We start from the raw sequence: 20254 nt of genomic DNA, 5'->3' as shown, positions 1-20254 counted from the left end.
CAGGCCCAGCATCGTCCCCAGGAAGTTCATGCCCCGCACCGAATCAACCGAGCCCGTCGAGGAGCGCATCCAGGACATCGATCTGTCCAGCGAGATGCAAGGATCATTCCTCGAGTATGCCTACTCGGTGATCTATTCTCGCGCGCTCCCCGATGCCCGTGACGGGCTCAAGCCTGTGCAGCGCCGCATCCTCTATCAGATGGCCGAGATGGGCCTACGCCCGGAGCGCGGGCATGTGAAGAGCGCGCGCGTCGTGGGCGAAGTGATGGGAAAGCTCCACCCGCACGGTGACTCCGCGATCTACGACGCCCTTGTGCGCTTGTCACAGGACTTCGCGCTGCGCGTCCCGCTGGTGGATGGACATGGAAACTTCGGTTCTCTGGATGACGGCCCCGCGGCCTCCCGTTACACCGAAGCTCGCCTCGCTCCCTCAGCCCTGGCTCTGACCGAGAATCTCGACGAGGACGTCGTTGATTTCGTGCCGAACTACGACGGCCAGTTCCAGCAGCCGTCCGTGCTTCCGGCGGCCTTCCCCAACCTGCTTGTCAACGGTGCCAGCGGCATCGCCGTGGGCATGGCCACCAACATGGCTCCGCACAACCTCGTCGAGGTCGTCGCTGCGGCAATTCATCTGCTCGAGAATCCGGATGCTTCGCTCGACGAGCTCATGGAATTCGTGCCTGGCCCCGACTTCCCTTCCGGGGGCATCATCATGGGCCTGGACGGCATCAAGGATGCCTACACGAACGGTCGCGGCGCGTTCAAGGTGCGTGGCAAGATCTCGGTCGAGTCCATCGGACCTCGACGCACCGGAATCATCGTCACCGAATTGCCGTACATGATCGGCCCGGAGCGACTGATCGAGAAGATCCGTGATGCGGTTCAGGCGAAGAAGCTGCAGGGCATCAGTGATGTCCACGATCTCACCGACCGCCAGCACGGACTTCGTGTGGCGATCGGCATCAAAACCGGGTTCGACCCGAATGCGGTGCTCGAGCAGCTCTATCGGCTCACACCGTTGGAAGATTCGTTCAGCATCAACAATGTCGCCCTCGTCGAGGGTCAGCCTCGCACCCTCGGGCTCAAGGAGCTGCTGAGCGTCTACGTCGGCCACCGCCTCGAGGTCATCACCAGGCGCAGCCGCTATCGGCTCACTCGCCGCGAGGAGCGCCTGCACCTTGTTGAGGGCCTCCTCATCGCCATCCTCGACATCGACGAGGTCATCCAGGTCATCCGATCGTCCGACGACTCTGAGCAGGCTCGCTCGAGACTTCGGTCGGTTTTCGATCTCTCTGAAGCCCAGGCCGAGTACATTCTTGAGTTGCGTCTGCGGCGTCTCACGAAGTTCTCCCGTGTCGAGCTTGAGACTGAGCGTGATGCGCTGCTTGCGGAGATCGCACAGCTGCGTGAACTGCTGGGCAGCCCGGTGCTGCTGCGGGGTCAGGTAGCGAAGGAACTGGATGCCGCGGCCGAGGCATATGGCACGCCTCGGCGCACTCTGCTGATGAATGCGAAGCCTGCGACTCCGCGCCGGGTGAAGCCAGGTGAGGTCGACCTGCAGATTGCGGATGCGCCGACCACGATCGCGCTGTCCACAACAGGTCGCGCAGTGCGCGTGGATGCGACAGAGGGTCAGGAGCTAAGCCGCCCCGTGCGCCGCAGTAAGCATGATGCCATCCTCTCGACGGTGTCGGCGACGGTTCGCGGCGAGGTCGGTGCGATCACAAGCACCGGTCGTCTGCTGCGCTTCTCCCCTGTCGATCTGCCCTCCGTTCCTGTGACGTCGGTTCAACTTGGCGCCGGCGCCCCGCTGCGGGACTACCTTGGCATCACGTCCCGTTCCGAGAAGGTGCTCGCGCTCGTCGACCTCGCCTCTGACATTCCTGTCGCGCTCGGCACGGCGCAGGGAACCGTCAAGCGCATCGTTGTGTCGGCGCTGCCTGTGCGGTCAGAGCAGGAGATCATCGGTCTCAAGGCCGGCGACAGCCTGGTTGGTGCGGCGTCCGCCCCGGATGAGTCCAACGTCGTCTTCCTCACGACGGATGCCCAGCTGCTGCATTACCCCGCCTCCACAGTGCGCCCGCAGGGCGCTCCGGCAGGCGGCATGGCGGGTGTCAAGCTCGCATCTGGCGCATCGGTGTTGTTCTTCGGCGTCGTGATCGCGTCCGAAGAGGTCACCGTCGCCACCGTCTCCGGCACCGACGGCGTGATCGCCGGAACGGATGCCGGTAGGGCGAAAGTTTCAGCGTTCGCGGAGTTCCCTGCCAAGGGTCGTGCGACCGGCGGTGTCCGTGCGCACGCGTTCCTCAAGGGCGAAGACCGCCTCACCGCCGCGTGGGTCGGCCCAGAACCTGCATACGCCGTCGGCAGCGACGGTGCGGTGCGCAAGCTTCCGGAGATCCCCGCGAAGCGTGACGCCTCGGGTCAGCTGATCGACGGCGTGATCGGGTCGATCGGCCGACCAGTCATCTGACCTCAAGCGCGAGCCGCACCGACCGGTCGGAATCAGTCGCTCTCGACCGCGTCCGTTCCGAGATCACCGAGCCCCTCTTCGATGATCCGCGCGACGGTCTCGGCGTATGCTCCCTCCGGGTCCAGATCCGGATCAAATACCGTGACGGACGCGCCCCAGGCACGTGGAGCGAGACCACTGAGCAGAGCGATGAGCTCGTCCGGCGCAAGCCCGCCGGGATCCGGGCTGTCGACGGCCGGCATGTGCTCAGGATCGAGCACATCCACATCGACCTGCAGCCAGAAGCCGCGTTCCAGACCGGGCACGGCGATGACCTGTGCCGCTGCGCGCACCCCGCCATGCAGGATCACCCGATCGGCCGGAATCGTGACACCGATCAGCGTCGACAGTTCGGCGACGTACTCATCCTCACGGCGGCAGCCGACGTGTGCCGTCGCCTCCGCCTCGAAGTACGGTCCGAGACCATCAATATCGGCGATCTCCGGAAGATGATGTCCGATGGCAGCCGCGAGATCTTCTCCAGCGAGACTTCCGTAGAGGTCGCTGTTACCTGGATGGCGGAAGTCGGTGTGACCATCGACGTGCACGAGCCCGCCGCCACCGCTCACCTTGGACGCCATTCCGGCAGCGATGAGCAGACTGCAGTCCCCGCCGAGCACGAGCGGCGCGTAGCCCGCGCTGCGCGCCTCGACGATGCGGTGGGCCAGGAGTCGGGCGTGGTAGATGATCGCACCCTGATTGCGCACGGTGCCCGGGGCGCGGCGTGCGGCGTCGTCGACGTAGCGACCGGGCAGCACGACGCCCCAGTCGACAGCTCCGCGCGCGAGCAGCGCCTCGTACAGGCCCGCCTCTCGCAGCGCCTCTGGCGCCTTCGCTGTGCCGGGCACCGCACCAGGCTGTGGGGGTCTGAGACCGAGATTCGACGGGGCGGAGATCAGTGCGATGACGGGGGCAGTGTCCCCTGTGTCTTTATCTCCCGCGCGCCGACTCGTCGTCACGCGTCGATCGCCTCGCGCGACAGCTGATCTGACGAGTCGATGATGAACTCACGCCGCGGCGCGACCTCGTTGCCCATCAGCAGTTCGAATACACGTCCGGCTGCCTCGGCATCTTCCATGCGCACTCGACGCAGCAGGCGTCCGGACTTCTCCATCGTGGTGTTCGCCAGCTGATCAGCATCCATCTCACCGAGACCCTTATACCGCTGAATCGGCTCATGCCAGCGTTTGTTGGTCTTGCGGAGCTTCGCCAGCAGCGCGTGCAGTTCCTGCTCGCTGTAAGTGTAGAGGGTCTCGTTCGGCTTAGACCCGGGGTTCATCACGATCACGCGATGCAGCGGCGGCACAGCGGCGAAGACGCGGCCAGCCTCGATCAGCGGCCGCATATAACGGAAGAACAGCGTGAGCAGCAGCGTGCGGATGTGCGCGCCGTCGACGTCGGCGTCGCTCATCAGGATCACCTTGCCGTAGCGCGCGGCATCGATGTCGAAGCTGCGGCCTGAGCCCGCACCGATCACCTGAATGATCGCTGCGCACTCAGCATTCGAGAGCATGTCGGCGATGGACGCGCGCTGCACGTTCAGGATCTTGCCGCGGATCGGCAGGAGTGCCTGAATCTCACTGTCGCGAGCACGGCGGGCGGTCCCGAGCGCTGAGTCACCCTCGACGATGAAGAGCTCACTGCGTGAGACGTCGTTCGAGCGGCAGTCAACGAGCTTCGCGGGCAACGACGAAGATTCCAGCGCGTTCTTGCGACGCTGCGTCTCCTTGTGAGCACGTGCTGAGACCCGAGCCTTCATCTCAGAGACGACTTTGTCGAGCAACTGGCTCGCCTGGTTCTTGTCGTCTCGTTTGGTCGAGGTGAAACGGTCGCCGAGTTCCTTACGAAGGATCTGCGCGACAATCTGGCGCACGGCCGGGGTGCCGAGCACTTCCTTGGTCTGCCCCTCGAACTGCGGTTCAGGCACCTCGACCGTCAATACCGCGGTCAGTCCCGCCAGCACATCGTCTTTTTCGAGCTTGTCGTTACCGACCTTCAGACGACGTGAGTTCTGGTCTACCTGCGCGCGCAGCACCTTGAGCAGTTCCTGCTCGAAACCCTGCTGGTGCGTGCCGCCCTTGGGCGTGGCGATGATGTTCACGAAAGAACGGGTCGCCGTCTCGTAGCCGGTGCCCCAGCGCATCGCGATGTCGACGCGGCAGTCGCGCTCGACCTCCTGCGAGACCATATGGCCGTTCGCCTGCAACACCGGGACGGTCTCCTTGAAAGAACCCGTGCCCTGGATGCGCCATGTGTCGGTGACAGGGGCATCGGCGGCCAGAAACTCGACGAATTCCGAAATGCCACCCTCGTAGCGGTAAGACGTCTCCAACTTCTCTTCGCTGCGCTCATCGCGAATGACGAGTTCGAGTCCCGGTACCAGGAATGCCGTCTGGCGTGCGCGGGTCTCGAGCTCTGCGAGCTGAAAAGCAGCATCCTTGGTGAAGATCTGGCGATCTGCCCAATAACGCACTCTGGTGCCGGTCACGCCGCGTTTGGTCTTGCCGATGACCTGCAGCTCGCTGCTCTTCTCGAATGGGGAGAACGGCGCGTCAGGTCGCTTCTCTCCGCTGTCGGTGAAGAACCCAGGCTCGCCCCGATGAAACGACATGCCATAGGTCTTGCCGCCGCGATCGACCTCGACGTCAAGTCGCTCCGAAAGAGCGTTCACGACTGAGGCGCCGACACCGTGCAGACCGCCGGATGCTGCATACGAGCCGCCACCGAACTTTCCACCAGCGTGCAGCTTGGTGAATACGACTTCGACACCGGTGAGGCCGGTTCGTGGCTCGATGTCGACCGGGATACCACGACCGTGGTCGTGGACCTCGACGCTGCCGTCGGAGTGCAGAATGATGTCGATGCGATCGCCGTTGCCTGCGACAGCTTCGTCCACCGAGTTGTCGATGACTTCCCAGAGGCAGTGCATGAGCCCTGGAGAGCCGTTCGACCCGATGTACATGCCGGGGCGCTTGCGCACCGCTTCGAGCCCTTCAAGAACCTGAAGATGATGGGCGGAATACTCGGAGGTCACAATCACCAATTCTATTCTCGACACGCCCAGCAGGCCCGCAGACACTCCCCATAGCAGGCATGCCTGAGCCTGCGGGTACGCGGTGAGCGAAACACGCCGCGATCCGGGCATGACTCACAGCGGTTCGTGGTTGTATTGAGCACATTCCAACTGGAAGCCGATACCCGAGGAGGCACCGAGATGAACGCTACAACCGAACGTGAGACCTCCACTGTCGAGTACCGTCTGAGCGCGATCGACCGTTGCGACTCTTGCGGTGCACAGGCCTACATCGCAGCCGAGGTAAACGGTTCCGAGCTGCTCTTCTGCGCCCACCACGGCCGCAAGTACGAAGAGAAGCTTCGGAGCATCGCGACCTCTTGGCACGACGAGACCGCGCGTCTCGCCGAAGCCGTCTGACAGTCCACTTCTCAGTTCTCAATCGCCCGTCGCACCCGTGAGGTGAGGCGGGTGATTATTTCTTCCCCGACGGTATCAATGCGCTCAGCGAGCGTCGTCGCAGACTGCTCCCCGTGTTCGCCGGGTCCGAGCACCCACACTTCGTCCCCGAGCGATGCCCCCGGCCAAGTGGCGACCGTCGAGGTTGTCTGGCCGATGCTTCGTAGCTCTCTGCTACCTGCTGGTGTGCCTACGTAAATGCCGCCCAGCGTGGACGGCAGCCCATCGAAGGCGCCGATTCCGATCACCACATGCTCGTCGTAGATTTCCTGCACGTGCGCACTGAGAGCACTGATCGGGCGGATGCCGTCGAGTTCGGCGCCCTCAGCAGAGCGGATTCCGTAGCAGAAGGCACCAATCCGCGACAGTGAGCCGCGCAGCTCGGGCCGCCACCAGGACGCGGCCGAGGCAGTGAGGTGAAGCGCCTCCGGTGTCGAACCCGTCGCACGCACGGTAGCCACTGCCTCGAGGAAGATCGTGTGCGCCTCATCGTCCTCATCATCGCTCGCCTCCGCGAGGTGGCTCCAGACGCCCACAACTGCCAACGCGCCGCTCAGCTCTGCCTCGCGCGACAGGACCGCAGCATGCGCCCAGTCTTCCGGACGGATGCCACTGCGATGAAGGCCGGTGTCAATCTTGAGATGCACGCGGGCACGGATGCCGATACGCTCGGCCGTCGCGATCACGAGCCGCAGGTATTCCTCGGTGCCGACTCCAAGGTCGATCTCTGCGTGCACCGCTGCTTCGACTTCTTCCGCCGTCGACGTCGCCCAGGCGAATACACGACCTGTGTGGTCGCCAAGTGCTTCGCGGATACGCACGCCTGTGCGCACGTCATAGGACCCGTACCACTCGACGCCAGCGTCGATTGCTGCGTGCACAGCCCATTCGATGCCGTGTCCGTACGCGTCGTCCTTCATGACGAGCATGACGGCAGACGGAGCCACGCGAGAGCGCACCGCATCGAGATTCCTCAGAAACTGAGCGCGAGAGATGTGAAGAGTCGGTCGCATCAGTCCTCTTCTCCTCGAACGGCGTGCTTCGCGGCGACGCACAGCAACTCAGCGGCTGTCATTCCCGTCACGGCGGCCCATTCGGCCAGCTGGTTAGCCGCGGCCCCTGATCCGCCGAAGAACGTGATCTCGCTGCCAGGGACAGCGCTCACGCCATCCAGATCGACAACACACACATCCATCGCGACGCGGCCGATTATGGGGCGCAGTACGCCGTCGATCTCCACCCGCGTCCTGTTTCCCAATGCGCGCACGATCCCCTGCGCATACCCACCCGTCACCAGTGCCACGCTGCGGTCGGATGGCGCGCGGTAGGTGTATCCGTAGGAGACGGCATCGCCTGCACGCAGAGACTTCGTCGAGAGGGCACGTCCGGTGAGGCGCAGCACCGGTCGCGACACCAACTGGCCTGCAGCATCCGGGATGCCATAGAGCAGTCGAGCGTCGATGTCGGGGGCGTCTGACGCCGTGGCGGCAATGCCTTCGCGAATCAGAAGTCTCACCTCGTCTTCGGAATCCACGGTGACAGATTGTGCACCGGCGGCCGTGACTGCACGCGCGACCGTCAGCACGCCGTGGCCGTAAGCATCACCGCGCAGATCCGCGATGTGTCCGCCGGCTGCGACAGCCGCAGCCGCGGCATCCGCCAGCGCCGAGCGTGAAATCAGTGCCCGTATCGCCGAGCTGGAAGTCTTCTCACCCACGCCCTCCACACTAGCTTCGCCCACCGGCTTCTCTGGTGCACCCCACGTAGACTGGTCTAGTCCCCAACCTCCGGAGCCCCATGTCACGTCTGTCCCTCGCGCCCCGCGTCCGTTACCTGATCGCTCGCGCCCGGCGCATCGACGTAGGTTCGGTGGTAGAGCGAGCAAAGGAAGCATCAGCGCAGCATCACAAGCCTGTGCCGGGGATCGTCATCGACATGTTGTGGTCCGCTGCACGCCGCAATGTGGGCTTCCAGGACTACATCGACTACGACTTCGCGATGTTGACGCGCGCCGAGCGTGCCACCTTCATGACACACCCGGTGTCGAACGAACTCTCGCAGAAATATGACCACCCCGACTTTCGTTGGATCTTCCAGGACAAGGTCGAGTTCGACAAGCATTTCTCCACACACCTGCATCGCGAGTGGATCATCGTGGAAGAGGGCAATGCCGACGAGGTCCGCGAGTTCACGGAACGCCTCGGCACCATCGTCACCAAGGAGCCTGTAGGACAGGCCGGAACCGGTGTGCACCGCTATCACGCAGCGGACGTCGAGGACTGGGAGGCATTCCACCGTGGTCTCCTCACTCGCGGTGAACTACTGATCGAAGAAGTGATCCGTCAGCACGAAGACCTCGCGGCTGTCTGCCCCGGCACGGTCAACACGACGCGCATCACCGCCTTCTTCGATGGTGAGAAGACACACATTCTGGCCATGGCACAGAAGTTCGGCCGTGGTGAGGTGAGCGACCAGATGACCTTCGGTGGCTTCTACACGATGCTCGACGAGAACGGCCACGCCGTGAGCGCCGGTTACGACTCACACGGCCACGTGTACGAGACACACCCCGACTCCGGTTTCCCCATTGCGGAGTTCCAGCTACCGCACATGGACAAGGTGCGCGCATTCATCGACGAGGTCGCCCGCGTCGTGCCTCAGATCCAGTACGTCGGCTGGGACATCGTGGTCTCCCCCGATGGTCCAGTACTCGTCGAGGGCAACTGGGGTGCAGGCGTCTACGAGAACAAGCCCAGCGTCACCGGCATTCGTACCGGGCACAAGCCTCGATACCAGCAGGTCATCGGGTTCTGACCGGACTCGACGAAAAACCCCGGATGCTCAGCATCCGGGGTTTCTTCGTATAAAAGCTGGCGTCAGACTTCGCGCACGATACCGAGAGGCGTCGATTCGCGTCCCTGCCCCAGTGGATTGTCACCGAGCACCTTGACGAGGCGCTGTTCGCCAGCCTTGTCAAGAGTTGAACCGAGGATGTTGCCGCCGAGATCGTTGATGTCGACGACGGCGACATCCGCAGTGCCGCCGATGAGCTTCTTTACGTGCAGAGCGACGCCATCCGGATCGTTCGGTCCCAGCACGACCGCCTCGTTGTACGGCGGGATGGTGTGCTTAGTTGGGCCGTCGATCGCCCGGGCTTTGTCACCGGCGATGCGATAGAAGTCGCCCTTACGACCGAATGCCTTGGTCACCGCCGAGACGGCAGCCGCGAAAAGGATGCGCGGTGTACCGCACTCTCGCAGAGCCATCTCCATCGTCTCTGGCATGCCCAGACCGATGCCGTACGGCGTGCGAGTGACGTACTTAGACAGAAACAGTGCGAGCTTGCGAGGCTTGATCTCATCGAGCCGAAAGGACCGGCCCTGCGTGATCGCGACGATCTTCTCGGTGACGAAGAGCAGGTCGCCTGGTTGCACTGCGGCAGCTGCGTACTCCGTGATGATCTCGTCGAGATTGTCATCGGGCATGACGACGCGCGTACGCAGCGGGATGCGCGCGTACTTCTTACCATCGACGCTCGTCTCGAGCGCCTTGCCGTCGTTCGCCTGGCTCATTCGAGGTAGTCGCGCAGCGACTGCGAGCGGCTCGGGTGACGAAGCTTCGCCATCGTCTTCGACTCGATCTGACGGATGCGCTCGCGCGTCACGCCGAAGGTGTCACCGATCTGGTCGAGCGTCTTCGGCTGACCGTCACCGAGGCCGAAGCGCATGCGGATCACGCCGGCTTCACGCTCGGATAGCGAGTCAAGCAGCTGCTCGAGCTGACGCTGAAGCATGGTGAAGCCCACTGCGTCAGCAGGCACGACAGCCTCGGTGTCCTCGATGAGGTCACCGAACTCGCTGTCACCGTCTTCACCGAGAGGCGTGTGCAGCGAGATGGGCTCGCGCCCGTACTTCTGCACCTCGACGACCTTCTCCGGCGTCATGTCGAGCTCACGACTGAGCTCTTCCGGAGTAGGTTCACGACCGAGATCCTGCAGCATCTGTCGCTGCACGCGGGCGAGCTTGTTGATGACCTCGACCATGTGCACCGGGATGCGGATGGTGCGCGCCTGGTCAGCCATCGCGCGGGTGATCGCCTGACGGATCCACCAGGTGGCGTACGTGGAGAACTTGAAGCCCTTGGTGTAGTCGAACTTCTCGACCGCACGGATCAGGCCGAGGTTGCCCTCCTGGATCAAGTCGAGGAACTGCATGCCTCGTCCGGTGTAGCGCTTGGCGAGCGAGACCACGAGGCGGAGGTTCGCGCCGAGCAGGTGGCTCTTCGCGCGCTGACCGTCACGTGCGACCCACTGCAGATCCAGACCAAGCTGGCCGGTCTTCTCGGCGTCGGTCATGTCCGAAAGCTTCTCTTCGGCGAACAAACCGGCTTCGATACGCATCGCGAGTTCGACTTCTTCGGCCGCGTTCAGCAGCGCGACCTTGCCGATCTGCTTCAGGTAGTCCTTGACCGGGTCAGCTGTAGCACCGGTGATCTGCGTCGAGTAGACGGGGACGTCGTCTTCATCCTTGGATGTGAGAACGATGGCGCCGGTCGGCAGCGGCTCGCTGAAGACAGGCTTCTTGTCGTCTTCATCCGCATCGTCGGCGACGGCATCCGCATCAACGGCATCATCTTCGACGAGGTCATCGGCCTTCTTGCGCTTGACGGGGGCCTTCTTCGCCACCGGCTTCTTCGCGGCAGGAGCCTTCGCTGCTGCAGGAGCCTTTGCGGCGGGAGCCTTCTTCGCAGCAGGCTTCTTCGCAGCAGCGGGGGTCTGTTCGGGTTCGACAGCAGCAGGCTCGACAGCTTCGCCCTCGGCTACGGTCTTGGTCGTCCGGGAGTTTTTGGTCGCGGCAGGAGTCACGTTTCGCCTTTCACGGGGCAGCGTGCCCGCCCCGGGACATTTCGGACACTAGTAAGACCCTTGTCAAGTCATCAGCCTTGCGGCAAATGATTGACAACGGGTCAGACAACCAGTATGTCACACGAATGGGCAGACCGACGCATCGAACAACCTGAGATCAGGAACGTGAACGTTTATCGTCGTCGCCCGGTGGGCGCGTGGCCAGATAGCGTTCAAGTTCTGCTGCCAGTTCATCTGCGCTCGGCAGATCCCGTTCATCAAACCCGCCTTCGTCGAAGCGGTCCAGATCATCAGGGTTGCGCCCGGCCATATAGGCGTCGTAACGGTTCTCGAGTGTACTAACCATCTGGCGCAACTCGTCATTGTTCGCGACTTGATCGTTCACCTTGCCGAGGTACTCCTCACGGCTCTCCCGCAAGTCGTCGAGAGCAAGCACGATACCGGTCGCGCTCATCACACGGTCAGCGGCAGCGATGACAGCATCGGGGTTCTCGGTCTCTGCCAGGTAATGCGATACGAGCAGCACGAAGCCGACCACGCGGTCGCCGCGCTCTGCGAAACGGTACTCAAGCAGATGCCCTGCCGTGGCGGGTACCTGCGTACGCGGGCGCCAGACGGAAAGGCTCGCGGTCAACTCTTTGCGATTGCCGCTGACCGTCGTGCTGATCGGTCGAGTGTGCGGAACCGGCATCGCGATCGAGTGCACCCAGCTGACGCCGGACACACTGAGTTCCTCGGCAAGATCGAGGATCGTCTGCGTAAACGCATTCCACGCGAAGTCCGGCTCATACCCAGAGAGCAGCAGGAACTGCTGACCCAGAGTGTCGTGCGCCAAAGACAGTTCGAGCCGCGCAGGCCGGAACTCGGTCAGGTGGTCCTGTTCGAACACGATGATCGGACGCCGCGCGCGGTAATCAAGGAGTACATCATTGTCGAAGATCACGATGGGCTGCGGGTCACTCACATCCTGCAGGTGGTCGATGAGCCCGGACACGGCGTTGCCGGCATCCGTGAATCCAGTCAGAAGGATCACCAGTGGAAGTCCCTGCGGGACGGCGGGGACGTTCGCGACACGTTCGTACAGCTCTCCGGAGACGGGCATGCATCCATGCTACGAGCCGAGGAACCTCGAGGGGGCGGCAACGTGATGCTCAGAGCGAACAGATCTGGGGGCACAGACCGACAGGGCGCATAGGATGAATGCATGACGCTTCCTGCGCTCTCGCACACAATTGATCCATTTCCCGGGGGCGCTGCCGACGCAGCAGTGCTCGTCGTTCCGGACACCACCGCGTTCCCGCAGGCTTTGGATGCGTATCCCGGTCTCGCAGAGGTACTAAGCGGAATCGGCTTCACTGGAGCCACCTCGGCATTCGCCCGCGTTCATCTGCCTTCTCTCACTGATCTCCCCTTCGCCGTAGTCGGATCCGGCAGTAAGGCAAGCGCCGCCTCTGTCCGTGATGCTGCTGGCGTGGCGCTGCGCACGCTGACCGGATTCGAGAAGGTCGCGCTCGGTCTTGCCGGCCCACTCGATGAGTTCGCAGCAGCGGCCGCCGAAGGCGCCGCGTTCGGCGGATACCGGTTCGAGGGGTACCGCGCGAAGCCCGGGAAGACACGCGCAACTGCTGTCACCGTGCACAGCGCAACGATCACCGACGACGACATCTCCCGTGCACGGATTCTCGGCGAGGCGCTTGCACTCGTCAAGGATCTCGTCTCGGTACCTGCTGAGTGGCAAAGCCCTGCCGACCTCGCCCAGAGCGCAGTCGACGCCGTCGCCGGTCTGGATGTCACCGTCGAAGTGCTCGACGAAGTGGCTCTTGCCTCGCAGGGATTCGGCGGCGTTCTCGGTGTGGCTCAGGGTTCTGACCGCCCGGCGCGCGTCGTTCGCCTCGAATACTCCCCCGCCGATGCTGGTCGGCATATTGCCTTGGTCGGCAAGGGAATCACCTTCGACACGGGCGGGCTCTCGCTGAAGCCTGCTGCCAGCATGGTCGGCATGAAGTTCGACATGGCAGGCTCCGCCACCGTGCTTGCCGCTCTTCGTGCGATCGCCGAGCTTCGTGTGCCGGTGCGCGTCACCGCGTGGATGCTGATCACCGACAACATGCCCTCCGGGAAGGCGACGCGCCCGGGCGACGTTCTGCGGGTACTGGACGGCACGACCGTCGAGGTGCTGAACACGGACGCTGAGGGCAGGCTTGTCCTCGCCGACGGACTGGTAGCGGCCAGCCGCGACAAACCCGACGTGATCTTCGATGTCGCGACTCTCACCGGAGCGATCCTGGTGGCACTCGGCCACCGGCACACCGGCGTTATGGGCGATGACGCTGCCGTCAGCAAGTACCTCGCCGCTTCGGAGACGGCCGGCGAACTCGCCTGGCCGCTGCCGCTGCCGGAATACATGGAGGACAGCCTTGACTCCCCCATCGCCGACATGATCAACGCCAACATGAGCGACCGTGCCGGTGGCTCATTGTTCGCAGGCCTCTTCCTGCAGCGTTTCATCGGCCGCACCAGCGATGCAGAAGATGCTCCGCGCATTCCATGGGTGCACCTCGACGTTGCCGGATCCGCTGAGCACAACAGCGCACCGTTCGGCTTCACTGACAAGGGCGCAACGGGCGCCACCGTCCGCTCGCTGGTTGCATTCGCTGAAGCAACTGCCAAGGAGGCATGATGACCACCCACACCTTCGACATCGTCGTGCTGGGCGGCGGGAGCGGTGGGTACGCCGCCGCCCTGCGGGCAGCCGAACTCGGCAAGAGCGTCGCCCTCATTGAGAAAGACAAGGTCGGTGGCACCTGCCTTCATCGCGGCTGCATCCCGACGAAGGCTCTGCTGCACGCTGCCGAGGTCGCAGACCACGTCCGTGACGCGGCGGCTGTCGGTGTCACGGCGACGTTCGAAGGGGTCGACGCCGCTGGTGTGCGCGCATACCGCGAGAACATCGTCGCGAAGAAGTTCAAGGGCCTCGAGGGCCTGATCAAGGCGCGTGGCATCACCACCGTCGCCGGCACCGGCCGACTGAATGCGGATCGCAGCGTGAGCGTCGGCGACGACACATACGTGGGCGCCGATGTCGTGCTCGCCACAGGCTCCTACAGCCGCTCGTTGCCCGGTTTGGACATCGGCGGACGCGTCCTCACCAGCGAAGAGGCGCTTGCACTCGATGTCGTTCCGGAGCGCGTTCTCGTGCTCGGCGGCGGCGTCATCGGGGTCGAGTTCGCCAGCGTGTGGCGCTCCTTTGGTGCCGAGGTCACCATCATCGAGGCTCTGCCTCATCTGGTTCCCAACGAAGACATCGCGCTCAGCAAGGGGCTGGAACGGGCATTCCGACGTCGCGGCATCAAGTACTCCCTCGGCACGCGTTTCCAGTCCGCGACGCAGGATGACTCCAGTGTGACTGTCACTCTCGAAGACGGTCAGAGCTTCAGCGGTGAGTACCTACTCGTCGCTGTTGGGCGCGGACCCGTCACCGCAGATCTCGGATTCGAGGATGCCGGAATCACGTTGGATCGAGGATTCGTCACCGTCGACCCAGAGCTTCGCACCGGTGTTCCCGGCGTATGGGCCGTCGGCGACATTGTTCCTGGACTCCAACTGGCGCACCGCGGCTTCCTGCAGGGAATCGCCGTTGCAGAGCGCATTGCCGGGCTCTCGCCCGCGCCGATCCCCGAATCGCAGATCCCCAAGATCACCTACTGCAACCCCGAGGTGGCATCGGTGGGAGTCACCGAAGAGGCCGCCATCGCGGAGCACGGTGCGGACGCGGTCGTATCCTATGAATACAATCTCGCCGGAAACGGCAAGAGCGAGATCATCGGCACAAGCGGCCTCGTCAAGGTCGTCCGGCTGAAGGACGGGCCTATCGTGGGTATGCACCTTCTCGGCGATCGTGTGGGAGAACTCATCACTGAGGGCCAGCTCGCAGTCGCCTGGGAAGCACATCCCGAAGATCTCGCCCCGCTCATTCACGCGCACCCCACGCAGAGCGAGGCCTTGGGCGAGGCATTCCTCGCACTCGCCGGAAAACCATTGCACGCCCTCTGAACACCAATCGGTGTCAGGGTCACTAAGCTGAGTACGTCACAAACATTCTTGAAGGAGACTCCGTCATGAGCACATCCGTGGTCCTCCCCGCTCTCGGTGAGAGCGTCACAGAGGGTACGGTTACCCGCTGGCTGAAGCAGGTGGGAGACTCCGTCGAGGCGGATGAAGGCCTGCTGGAGATCTCGACCGACAAGGTCGACACCGAGATCCCTTCGCCAGTCGCCGGCATCGTCGAGGAGATCCTGGTCGCCGAAGACGACACCGTTGAGGTAGGCGCACTTCTGGCCCGAATCGGCGATGGCAGCGGTGCCGCACCCGCTGCGGATGCTCCGGCAGCCGCAGAGCCCGCAGCCGAGGCTGCGCCCGCACCTGAAGCCGCGCCCGCACCTGAAGCGGCACCCGCCGAGGCAGCCCCCGCACCTGAGGCAGCGCCCGCCGCTGAGGCTGCGCCCGCACAGGCTGCGCCCGCTGGCGACTCGACCGACATCGTGCTCCCTGAGCTTGGTGAAAGCGTCACCGAGGGCACTGTCACCCGTTGGCTGAAGCAGATCGGCGATGAAATCGCCGTCGATGAAGCGCTGCTGGAGATCTCGACCGACAAGGTCGACACCGAGATTCCCTCGCCGGTTGCTGGCATCCTGCAGGAGATCCTTGCTGCAGAAGACGAGACCATCGCCGTTGGCAGCGTTCTCGCCCGTGTTGGTTCTGGCGCACCTGCAGCAGCGGCCCCGGTCGCTACTCCTGCACCTGCTGCAGAAGCTCCCGCTGCCCCTGCAGCGCCTGCTGCCGCACCGGCACCCGCCGCACCGGCTCCTGCTGCCCCGGCTCCTGCTGCCCCGGCGGCGCCGGTGGCCACACCTGCTCCGGCGGCTCCCGCGGCCGCACCTGCCCCGGCAGCTCCTGCCCCGGCTGCTCCCGCTGCCGAGAGCAACGACGGCATCTATGTCACCCCGCTTGTGCGTCGTCTCGCATCCCAGCAGGGTGTCGATCTGGCGAGTGTCACTGGATCCGGCGTCGGCGGACGTATCCGTAAGGAAGACGTTCTGAAGGCCGCTGAGGCCAAGAGCACTGCTCCGGCCACAGCTCCCGCTGCGGCTGCCCCGGCACCGCTCGAGGTTTCGCCGTTGCGCGGCACGACCCAGCCGATGTCTCGTCTTCGCAAGGTGCTCGCAAAGCGCGCGGTTGAGTCGATGCAGCAGACGGCACAGCTGACCACCGTGGTTGAGGTGGACGTCACTGGCGTGTCGAACTACCGCGACAGCGTCAAGGCCGAGTTCCTGCAGAAGACGGGCGACAAGCTCTCCTTCCTGCCGTTCTTCGCGCTTGCTACCGCGGAAGCTCTGCAGGCGTTCCCGATCGTCAACTCCACTGTCGACGGCGAGAACATCGTCTACCCGGCGACGGAGAACATGTCGATCGCTGTTGACACCGAGCGTGGTCTTCTTACGCCGGTGCTGCGCGACGCCGCATCGAAGAGCATCGCTCAGATCGCGCACGAGATCGCTGACCTCGCTGCTCGCACACGCGACAACAAGTTGAAGCCCGACGAGCTCGCCGGTGGCACGTTCACGCTGACCAACACCGGTTCGCGCGGCGCGCTGTTCGACACGCCTGTCGTGTTCCTGCCGCAGTCCGCGATCCTCGGCACCGGCACGGTCGTCAAGCGCCCGGGCCTGGTCAAGGTCGATGGCGTCGACGCGATCGCTGTCCGTTCGTACGTTTACCTTGCGCTGTCGTACGATCACCGCATCGTCGACGGTGCAGACGCTGCACGCTTCCTCGGGGCGATCAAGACTCGTCTTGAGGCTGCGAACTTCGCGGGCAACCTCGGCGCCTGACCACAGGCACGCACTCACTCTGGCTGGTGCGCGACGTCATACACGTCGCGCACCAGCCAGATGTCGTTCTGGCGCTCTAGCACTAGCATCTGCTCTCCTGCCGCCGAAGCATCTCCGCCCACCGGGGTGAGTCTGATGACGGCCACGTCTCCATAGTCATCGACCAAAGCCGCTGTGCTCGCGTGCGAACCGGCGCTTGCTGCACCGTCCGTCGGCATCGGAGCGCCTTCCGCGACCGCGTCGAGACACTGCTCTGCCTCTGCCTTCACGCAGGCTAGGATCGCCTCCAGCAAGGCGGGGACGGCGCCCAACGCATCCACTTCGGCCACTGGCGCCTCAACGGGGTCCTCCGGACGCGGCGATTCATCTACGGGTGGAGATCCCGCCTGTTCCACAGATTCCGCAGGCCCGGTCCCGGCTGGCGCGGGCACAACGGACTCCGTCGCCGTGGGCACCGCCACTCCTGCGTTCGCGCCGTCTGACGTGTCTCCACTCGGCCACATCAGCCCCACGACCAGCACCGCCGCAGCGAGCGATCCCGCCAGGATCAACGGTCGCCGCCTGGAGGCCTTCGGCGGGACGTCTGTCGTGCTGTTGCCACCCCGCCGGAAGCGCCCGAGCAGCGCCCTCCCCCGTTCGCTGGCAGCGACGATAGCTTCCCTCACACGGTGAGGGAGATCGTACTGCTGTCGCAGCGCGCTGCTTCTCGCTCGCCGGGTGCCATGTGCCTCAGATGGAACACCGACCCTCGGCATCCGGTGCGAGGCAATATCGGCTGCTCGCTCCGGCGCGAAGACGTCAAGTCGAAGCGCACGCGGTGCCGCCAGCGCGAACAGTTGCTCTTCCCAGCGCTGATCGTCATCGACGTGATGACGCGGTTGCCGTAGCGCCGCTGTGACCTCCTCGAGGATGCGCACGGTGGCACGATCCGTGTTGTGTTGCGAGACGCGCTCCACGAGAGCAGCAGTGCCTGCACGGGCCGCGCCACCGTCGCCATGCACGAACAGCGGTCGACCGTCGCTGGTCAACCACCAGTTGCCTACTGCATTGTCTGAGTCTTTTCCGAGCTCACGCATCCCTCGGAGCAGGCTCACGACGAGCGTCCCCAGCTCGCCCGCCGTGAGTTCCGCTTCAGCGGCCCGCCTGCGCCCCAAGAATGTCTCGATGCGCTGAGTGCACCACGGCAGCAGCGCATCATGACCGTTCACACGACGACGAACATCCATCACCCCACAGATGTGCTCAGAATCCGAGAATGCCCACCCGTCCCAATTAGCGAGCAACTCCGCATCCACACAGACCGACACACCGTCGTCGACCGTGACGAGAGTGCCTGCAAAAGGACTCTCCCGCCCGTCCACCGCACGGATCATTCGATGGGCCCCAGGCACCAAAGAAGAACGATCTGCGACAGCATCCGTCTCGGTCATTGCCCCATCACATCTGATTCACGAGGCTGTCGGGGCGGAGAAGGCCGAAATGTGGACGAATCTCCGCCACGCAAAATTGTGCAGAACCAGTGCGCCACCCGCGAACGCGCACATTCGGGGCTCGCCGACTCGGTAGTCTGTACTCATGGCTAAGAGTGCTCCAGCAACCGAGAAGCGCCCTGGGTTCTTCTCCCAGATCAAGTCCCTCTTCCGGTTCACGCGTGAGGTTTACGGCTGGCTGCCCTGGGCCCAGATCGCGATCCTGCTCGTCGGCGTGCTGCTCGGCCTGGTCGCCGGATATCTGATTCCGCCCTTCCAGGTCTGGACTCTCATCCTCTGGGGTGTCACCGGACTGATGCTCGGTGTCCTCGGAGCGCTGTTCTTGATGACACGCCTGTCGACGAATGCAATGTACGCCAAGATCGATGGCATGCCCGGCGCCGCTGGGCACGTCCTGAGTTCGAGTCTCGGCCGTAACTGGCAGGCTTCAGATACCCCCGTCGGCATCAACCCGAAGACGCAAGAAGCCGTCTACCGCGCCATTGGCCGCGGCGGCATCGTCGTCGTCGGTGAAGGCGCACGCGGACGGCTCACGCGTCTCGTGAACGAAGAGCGAACCAAGGCACAGCGCGTCGCAAACGGCGTACCCGTGCACGTCTTCTACGTCGGGCACGGGGAAGACGAGGTGGCGATCGCTGACCTCGCGAAGACAATCAAGAAGCTTCCGAAGGCGATCAACAAGACCACGCTTGCCGCCGTGATCCGCCGTATCGACTCTGTCTCGCAGTCGATCTCGTCGCTGCCGATCCCGAAGGGCATCGACCCGACGAAGGCCCGCGCGCAGCGCCCTCGTTGAGCTGAGCTGGCCCTCGTTGAGCTGAGCTCAGTTCAACTCAGAGGTGCTGTGGGGGAAGGCGACGCACCTTCGCACGACGCCGACGGCGCTCAGGGATCATCCCGCGCATCTCGTCGAGCTTTCCGAAGCAGAGAAGACGATCGTCTGCCTCGAGAACAATGTGCTTGCGGGGGTTCGGAATCACATTGACCCCGCGGTGCAACGTGAGCACCGTGATGTCGCGCTCCCACAGGCCCGATTCCCCCAGGGTCCTACCGACGAGTTCTGCGGCGTTGTGCACGAGCAGCTCGGCAACGCCGTATCCCGTCGACACGGTGAGCCGCTGACGTACATCGATCTCCGGGAACGCCACCTGCGCCGAGATGTAATCGATGATGGCGCCAGCAACGTCGAGGTTCGTGGCCTGCTCAATGCCCTGCAGGCCCGGTGACGAGTTGACTTCCATCACCAGCGGACCGTCGTCGCCCTCGAGCATGTCGACACCGGCGACGCGCAGGCCCATGATCTGTGCCGAACGCACTGCGGCCTGCTCATAGATCGGATCGAGTTCCACGGGCTCCACGCTGCCGCCGCGATGCACGTTGGAGCGGAACTCATCACCGGCCGCAACGCGCCGCATGGCCGCAACCACACGATCCCCGACGACCAGAGCCCTGATGTCTCGCCCCCGGCTCTCGGCGATGAACTTTTGGATGAGCACGTTCTGCTTTGTGGAGTGCAACGTCTCGATGATGGCTTCGGCAACCTTGACCTGGGGAGCGAGAATCACGCCGATCCCCTGTGTGCCCTCCAGCAACTTGATGACGACGGGGGCACCGCCCACGCGCTCGATGGCTGGCCGCACATCCGCGCGATTGCGCACGAATGCGGTCGCTGGCATCGCGATGTTGTGGCGCGAGAGGATCTGATTCGCCCTGAGCTTGTCGCGAGCATTCGAGATGCCATTCGCCGTGTTGGGTGTGTAGACATCCATCTGCTCGAACTGACGCACTACAGCCGTGCCGAAGTACGTGATCGAGTTGCCGATTCGCGGCAAGATCGCGTCATAGTCACTCAGCTGCCTGCCCCGAAAGTGCAGATCGGGTTCGTCTGCCGTCAGATCGATCGCGAACCTCAATGTGTTCAGCACCTTGACGTTGTGACCGCGCTGAAGTGCGGCCGCGCGGAGGCGCTGCGTCGAGTAGGCGTGCGGTGCACGCGAGAGGACTGCAAGCTTCACGAACTTTTCC

16 protein-coding genes are annotated in these 20254 nt (G+C 63.9%); 7 read left to right on the top strand and 9 right to left on the bottom strand.

Annotated elements, in window-relative coordinates; all coding sequences use genetic code 11:
- Positions 1-28 precede the first annotated feature (28 nt).
- On the top strand, positions 29-2473 hold the full coding sequence (locus AC1C2O_RS02385) for a DNA gyrase/topoisomerase IV subunit A (RefSeq protein WP_495428835.1): 2445 nt from the start codon (positions 29-31) through the stop codon (positions 2471-2473).
- 32 nt (positions 2474-2505) lie between these two features.
- On the opposite strand, the gene AC1C2O_RS02380 is transcribed toward AC1C2O_RS02385, so the two are convergent.
- Positions 2506-3360 carry an arginase family protein gene (locus AC1C2O_RS02380; RefSeq protein WP_495428834.1) on the bottom strand — a complete coding sequence of 285 codons (855 nt, stop codon included), beginning with the start codon at positions 3358-3360 and terminating at the stop codon, positions 2506-2508.
- A gap of 107 nt (positions 3361-3467) precedes the next feature.
- Positions 3468-5549, bottom strand: a complete 2082-nt coding sequence (locus tag AC1C2O_RS02375) for a DNA gyrase/topoisomerase IV subunit B (protein ID WP_495431649.1) — start codon at positions 5547-5549, stop codon at positions 3468-3470.
- Between the two features lie 177 nt (positions 5550-5726).
- On the opposite strand from AC1C2O_RS02375, the gene AC1C2O_RS02370 reads away from it, so the two are divergent.
- Entirely contained in the window at positions 5727-5945 is a 219-nt protein-coding gene (locus AC1C2O_RS02370) for a DUF7455 domain-containing protein (protein ID WP_495428833.1), read from the top strand.
- A gap of 11 nt (positions 5946-5956) precedes the next feature.
- Here the strand turns inward: AC1C2O_RS02370 and AC1C2O_RS02365 are convergent, their stop codons facing one another.
- Together AC1C2O_RS02365 and AC1C2O_RS02360 are read right to left on the bottom strand one after the other, a co-directional pair.
- The gene (locus AC1C2O_RS02365; protein ID WP_495428832.1) at positions 5957-6997 is read right to left on the bottom strand and encodes an alanine racemase; all 1041 of its coding nucleotides are present in this window, start codon (positions 6995-6997) and stop codon (positions 5957-5959) included.
- Positions 6997-7701, bottom strand: a complete 705-nt coding sequence (locus AC1C2O_RS02360; RefSeq protein ID WP_495428831.1) for an alanine racemase — start codon at positions 7699-7701, stop codon at positions 6997-6999. Before AC1C2O_RS02360 ends, AC1C2O_RS02365 begins: the two co-directional genes overlap by 1 nt.
- Before the next feature lie 80 nt (positions 7702-7781).
- Here AC1C2O_RS02360 and AC1C2O_RS02355 point away from each other — a divergent pair, with 80 nt between their 5' ends.
- Positions 7782-8798, top strand: coding sequence for a sugar-transfer associated ATP-grasp domain-containing protein (locus AC1C2O_RS02355; RefSeq protein WP_495428830.1), 1017 nt, complete (start codon positions 7782-7784; stop codon positions 8796-8798).
- Between the two features lie 62 nt (positions 8799-8860).
- On the opposite strand, the gene AC1C2O_RS02350 is transcribed toward AC1C2O_RS02355, so the two are convergent.
- The 3 genes from AC1C2O_RS02350 to AC1C2O_RS02340 all read right to left on the bottom strand — a co-directional run bounded on the left by AC1C2O_RS02350 (position 8861) and on the right by AC1C2O_RS02340 (position 11950).
- Positions 8861-9556: a coenzyme F420-0:L-glutamate ligase gene (locus AC1C2O_RS02350; protein WP_495428829.1), complete on the bottom strand. Its 696-nt coding sequence runs from the start codon at positions 9554-9556 to the stop codon at positions 8861-8863.
- The gene (locus AC1C2O_RS02345) at positions 9553-10848 is read right to left on the bottom strand and encodes an RNA polymerase sigma factor (protein ID WP_495428828.1); all 1296 of its coding nucleotides are present in this window, start codon (positions 10846-10848) and stop codon (positions 9553-9555) included. Before AC1C2O_RS02345 ends, AC1C2O_RS02350 begins: the two co-directional genes overlap by 4 nt.
- 157 nt (positions 10849-11005) lie before the next feature.
- Positions 11006-11950 (bottom strand): proteasome assembly chaperone family protein, encoded by a 945-nt coding sequence (locus AC1C2O_RS02340; RefSeq protein ID WP_495428826.1) that lies wholly within the window; start codon positions 11948-11950, stop codon positions 11006-11008.
- A 102-nt stretch (positions 11951-12052) separates the two neighbouring features.
- Here AC1C2O_RS02340 and AC1C2O_RS02335 point away from each other — a divergent pair, with 102 nt between their 5' ends.
- From AC1C2O_RS02335 to sucB, 3 genes are all read left to right on the top strand, one after another.
- Positions 12053-13528: a leucyl aminopeptidase gene (locus tag AC1C2O_RS02335; RefSeq protein ID WP_495428825.1), complete on the top strand. Its 1476-nt coding sequence runs from the start codon at positions 12053-12055 to the stop codon at positions 13526-13528.
- A complete protein-coding gene (lpdA, locus tag AC1C2O_RS02330; RefSeq protein ID WP_495431648.1) occupies positions 13528-14901 on the top strand; it encodes a dihydrolipoyl dehydrogenase in 1374 nt (457 codons plus the stop codon). The genes AC1C2O_RS02335 and lpdA overlap by 1 nt, the downstream gene beginning before the upstream one ends.
- A 65-nt stretch (positions 14902-14966) precedes the next feature.
- Positions 14967-16739, top strand: coding sequence for a 2-oxoglutarate dehydrogenase, E2 component, dihydrolipoamide succinyltransferase (gene sucB / locus AC1C2O_RS02325; RefSeq protein ID WP_495428823.1), 1773 nt, complete (start codon positions 14967-14969; stop codon positions 16737-16739).
- A 14-nt stretch (positions 16740-16753) separates the two neighbouring features.
- Here the strand turns inward: sucB and AC1C2O_RS02320 are convergent, their stop codons facing one another.
- Positions 16754-18169 (bottom strand): hypothetical protein, encoded by a 1416-nt coding sequence (locus AC1C2O_RS02320; RefSeq protein WP_495428822.1) that lies wholly within the window; start codon positions 18167-18169, stop codon positions 16754-16756.
- A 145-nt stretch (positions 18170-18314) separates the two neighbouring features.
- Here AC1C2O_RS02320 and AC1C2O_RS02315 point away from each other — a divergent pair, with 145 nt between their 5' ends.
- Entirely contained in the window at positions 18315-19025 is a 711-nt protein-coding gene (locus AC1C2O_RS02315) for a DUF4191 domain-containing protein (protein WP_495428821.1), read from the top strand.
- Positions 19026-19062: 37 nt separating this feature from the next.
- On the opposite strand, the gene AC1C2O_RS02310 is transcribed toward AC1C2O_RS02315, so the two are convergent.
- Complete coding sequence (locus tag AC1C2O_RS02310; RefSeq protein WP_495428820.1) at positions 19063-20244, bottom strand: RimK family alpha-L-glutamate ligase; 1182 nt, start codon at positions 20242-20244, stop codon at positions 19063-19065.
- Positions 20245-20254: the final 10 nt, after the last annotated feature.

The organism is Microbacterium sp. Y355 (genome assembly GCF_059445345.1).
The sequence above is the reverse complement of the archived record's forward strand: the minus strand, read 5'-3'. Positions and strand labels throughout refer to the sequence as shown.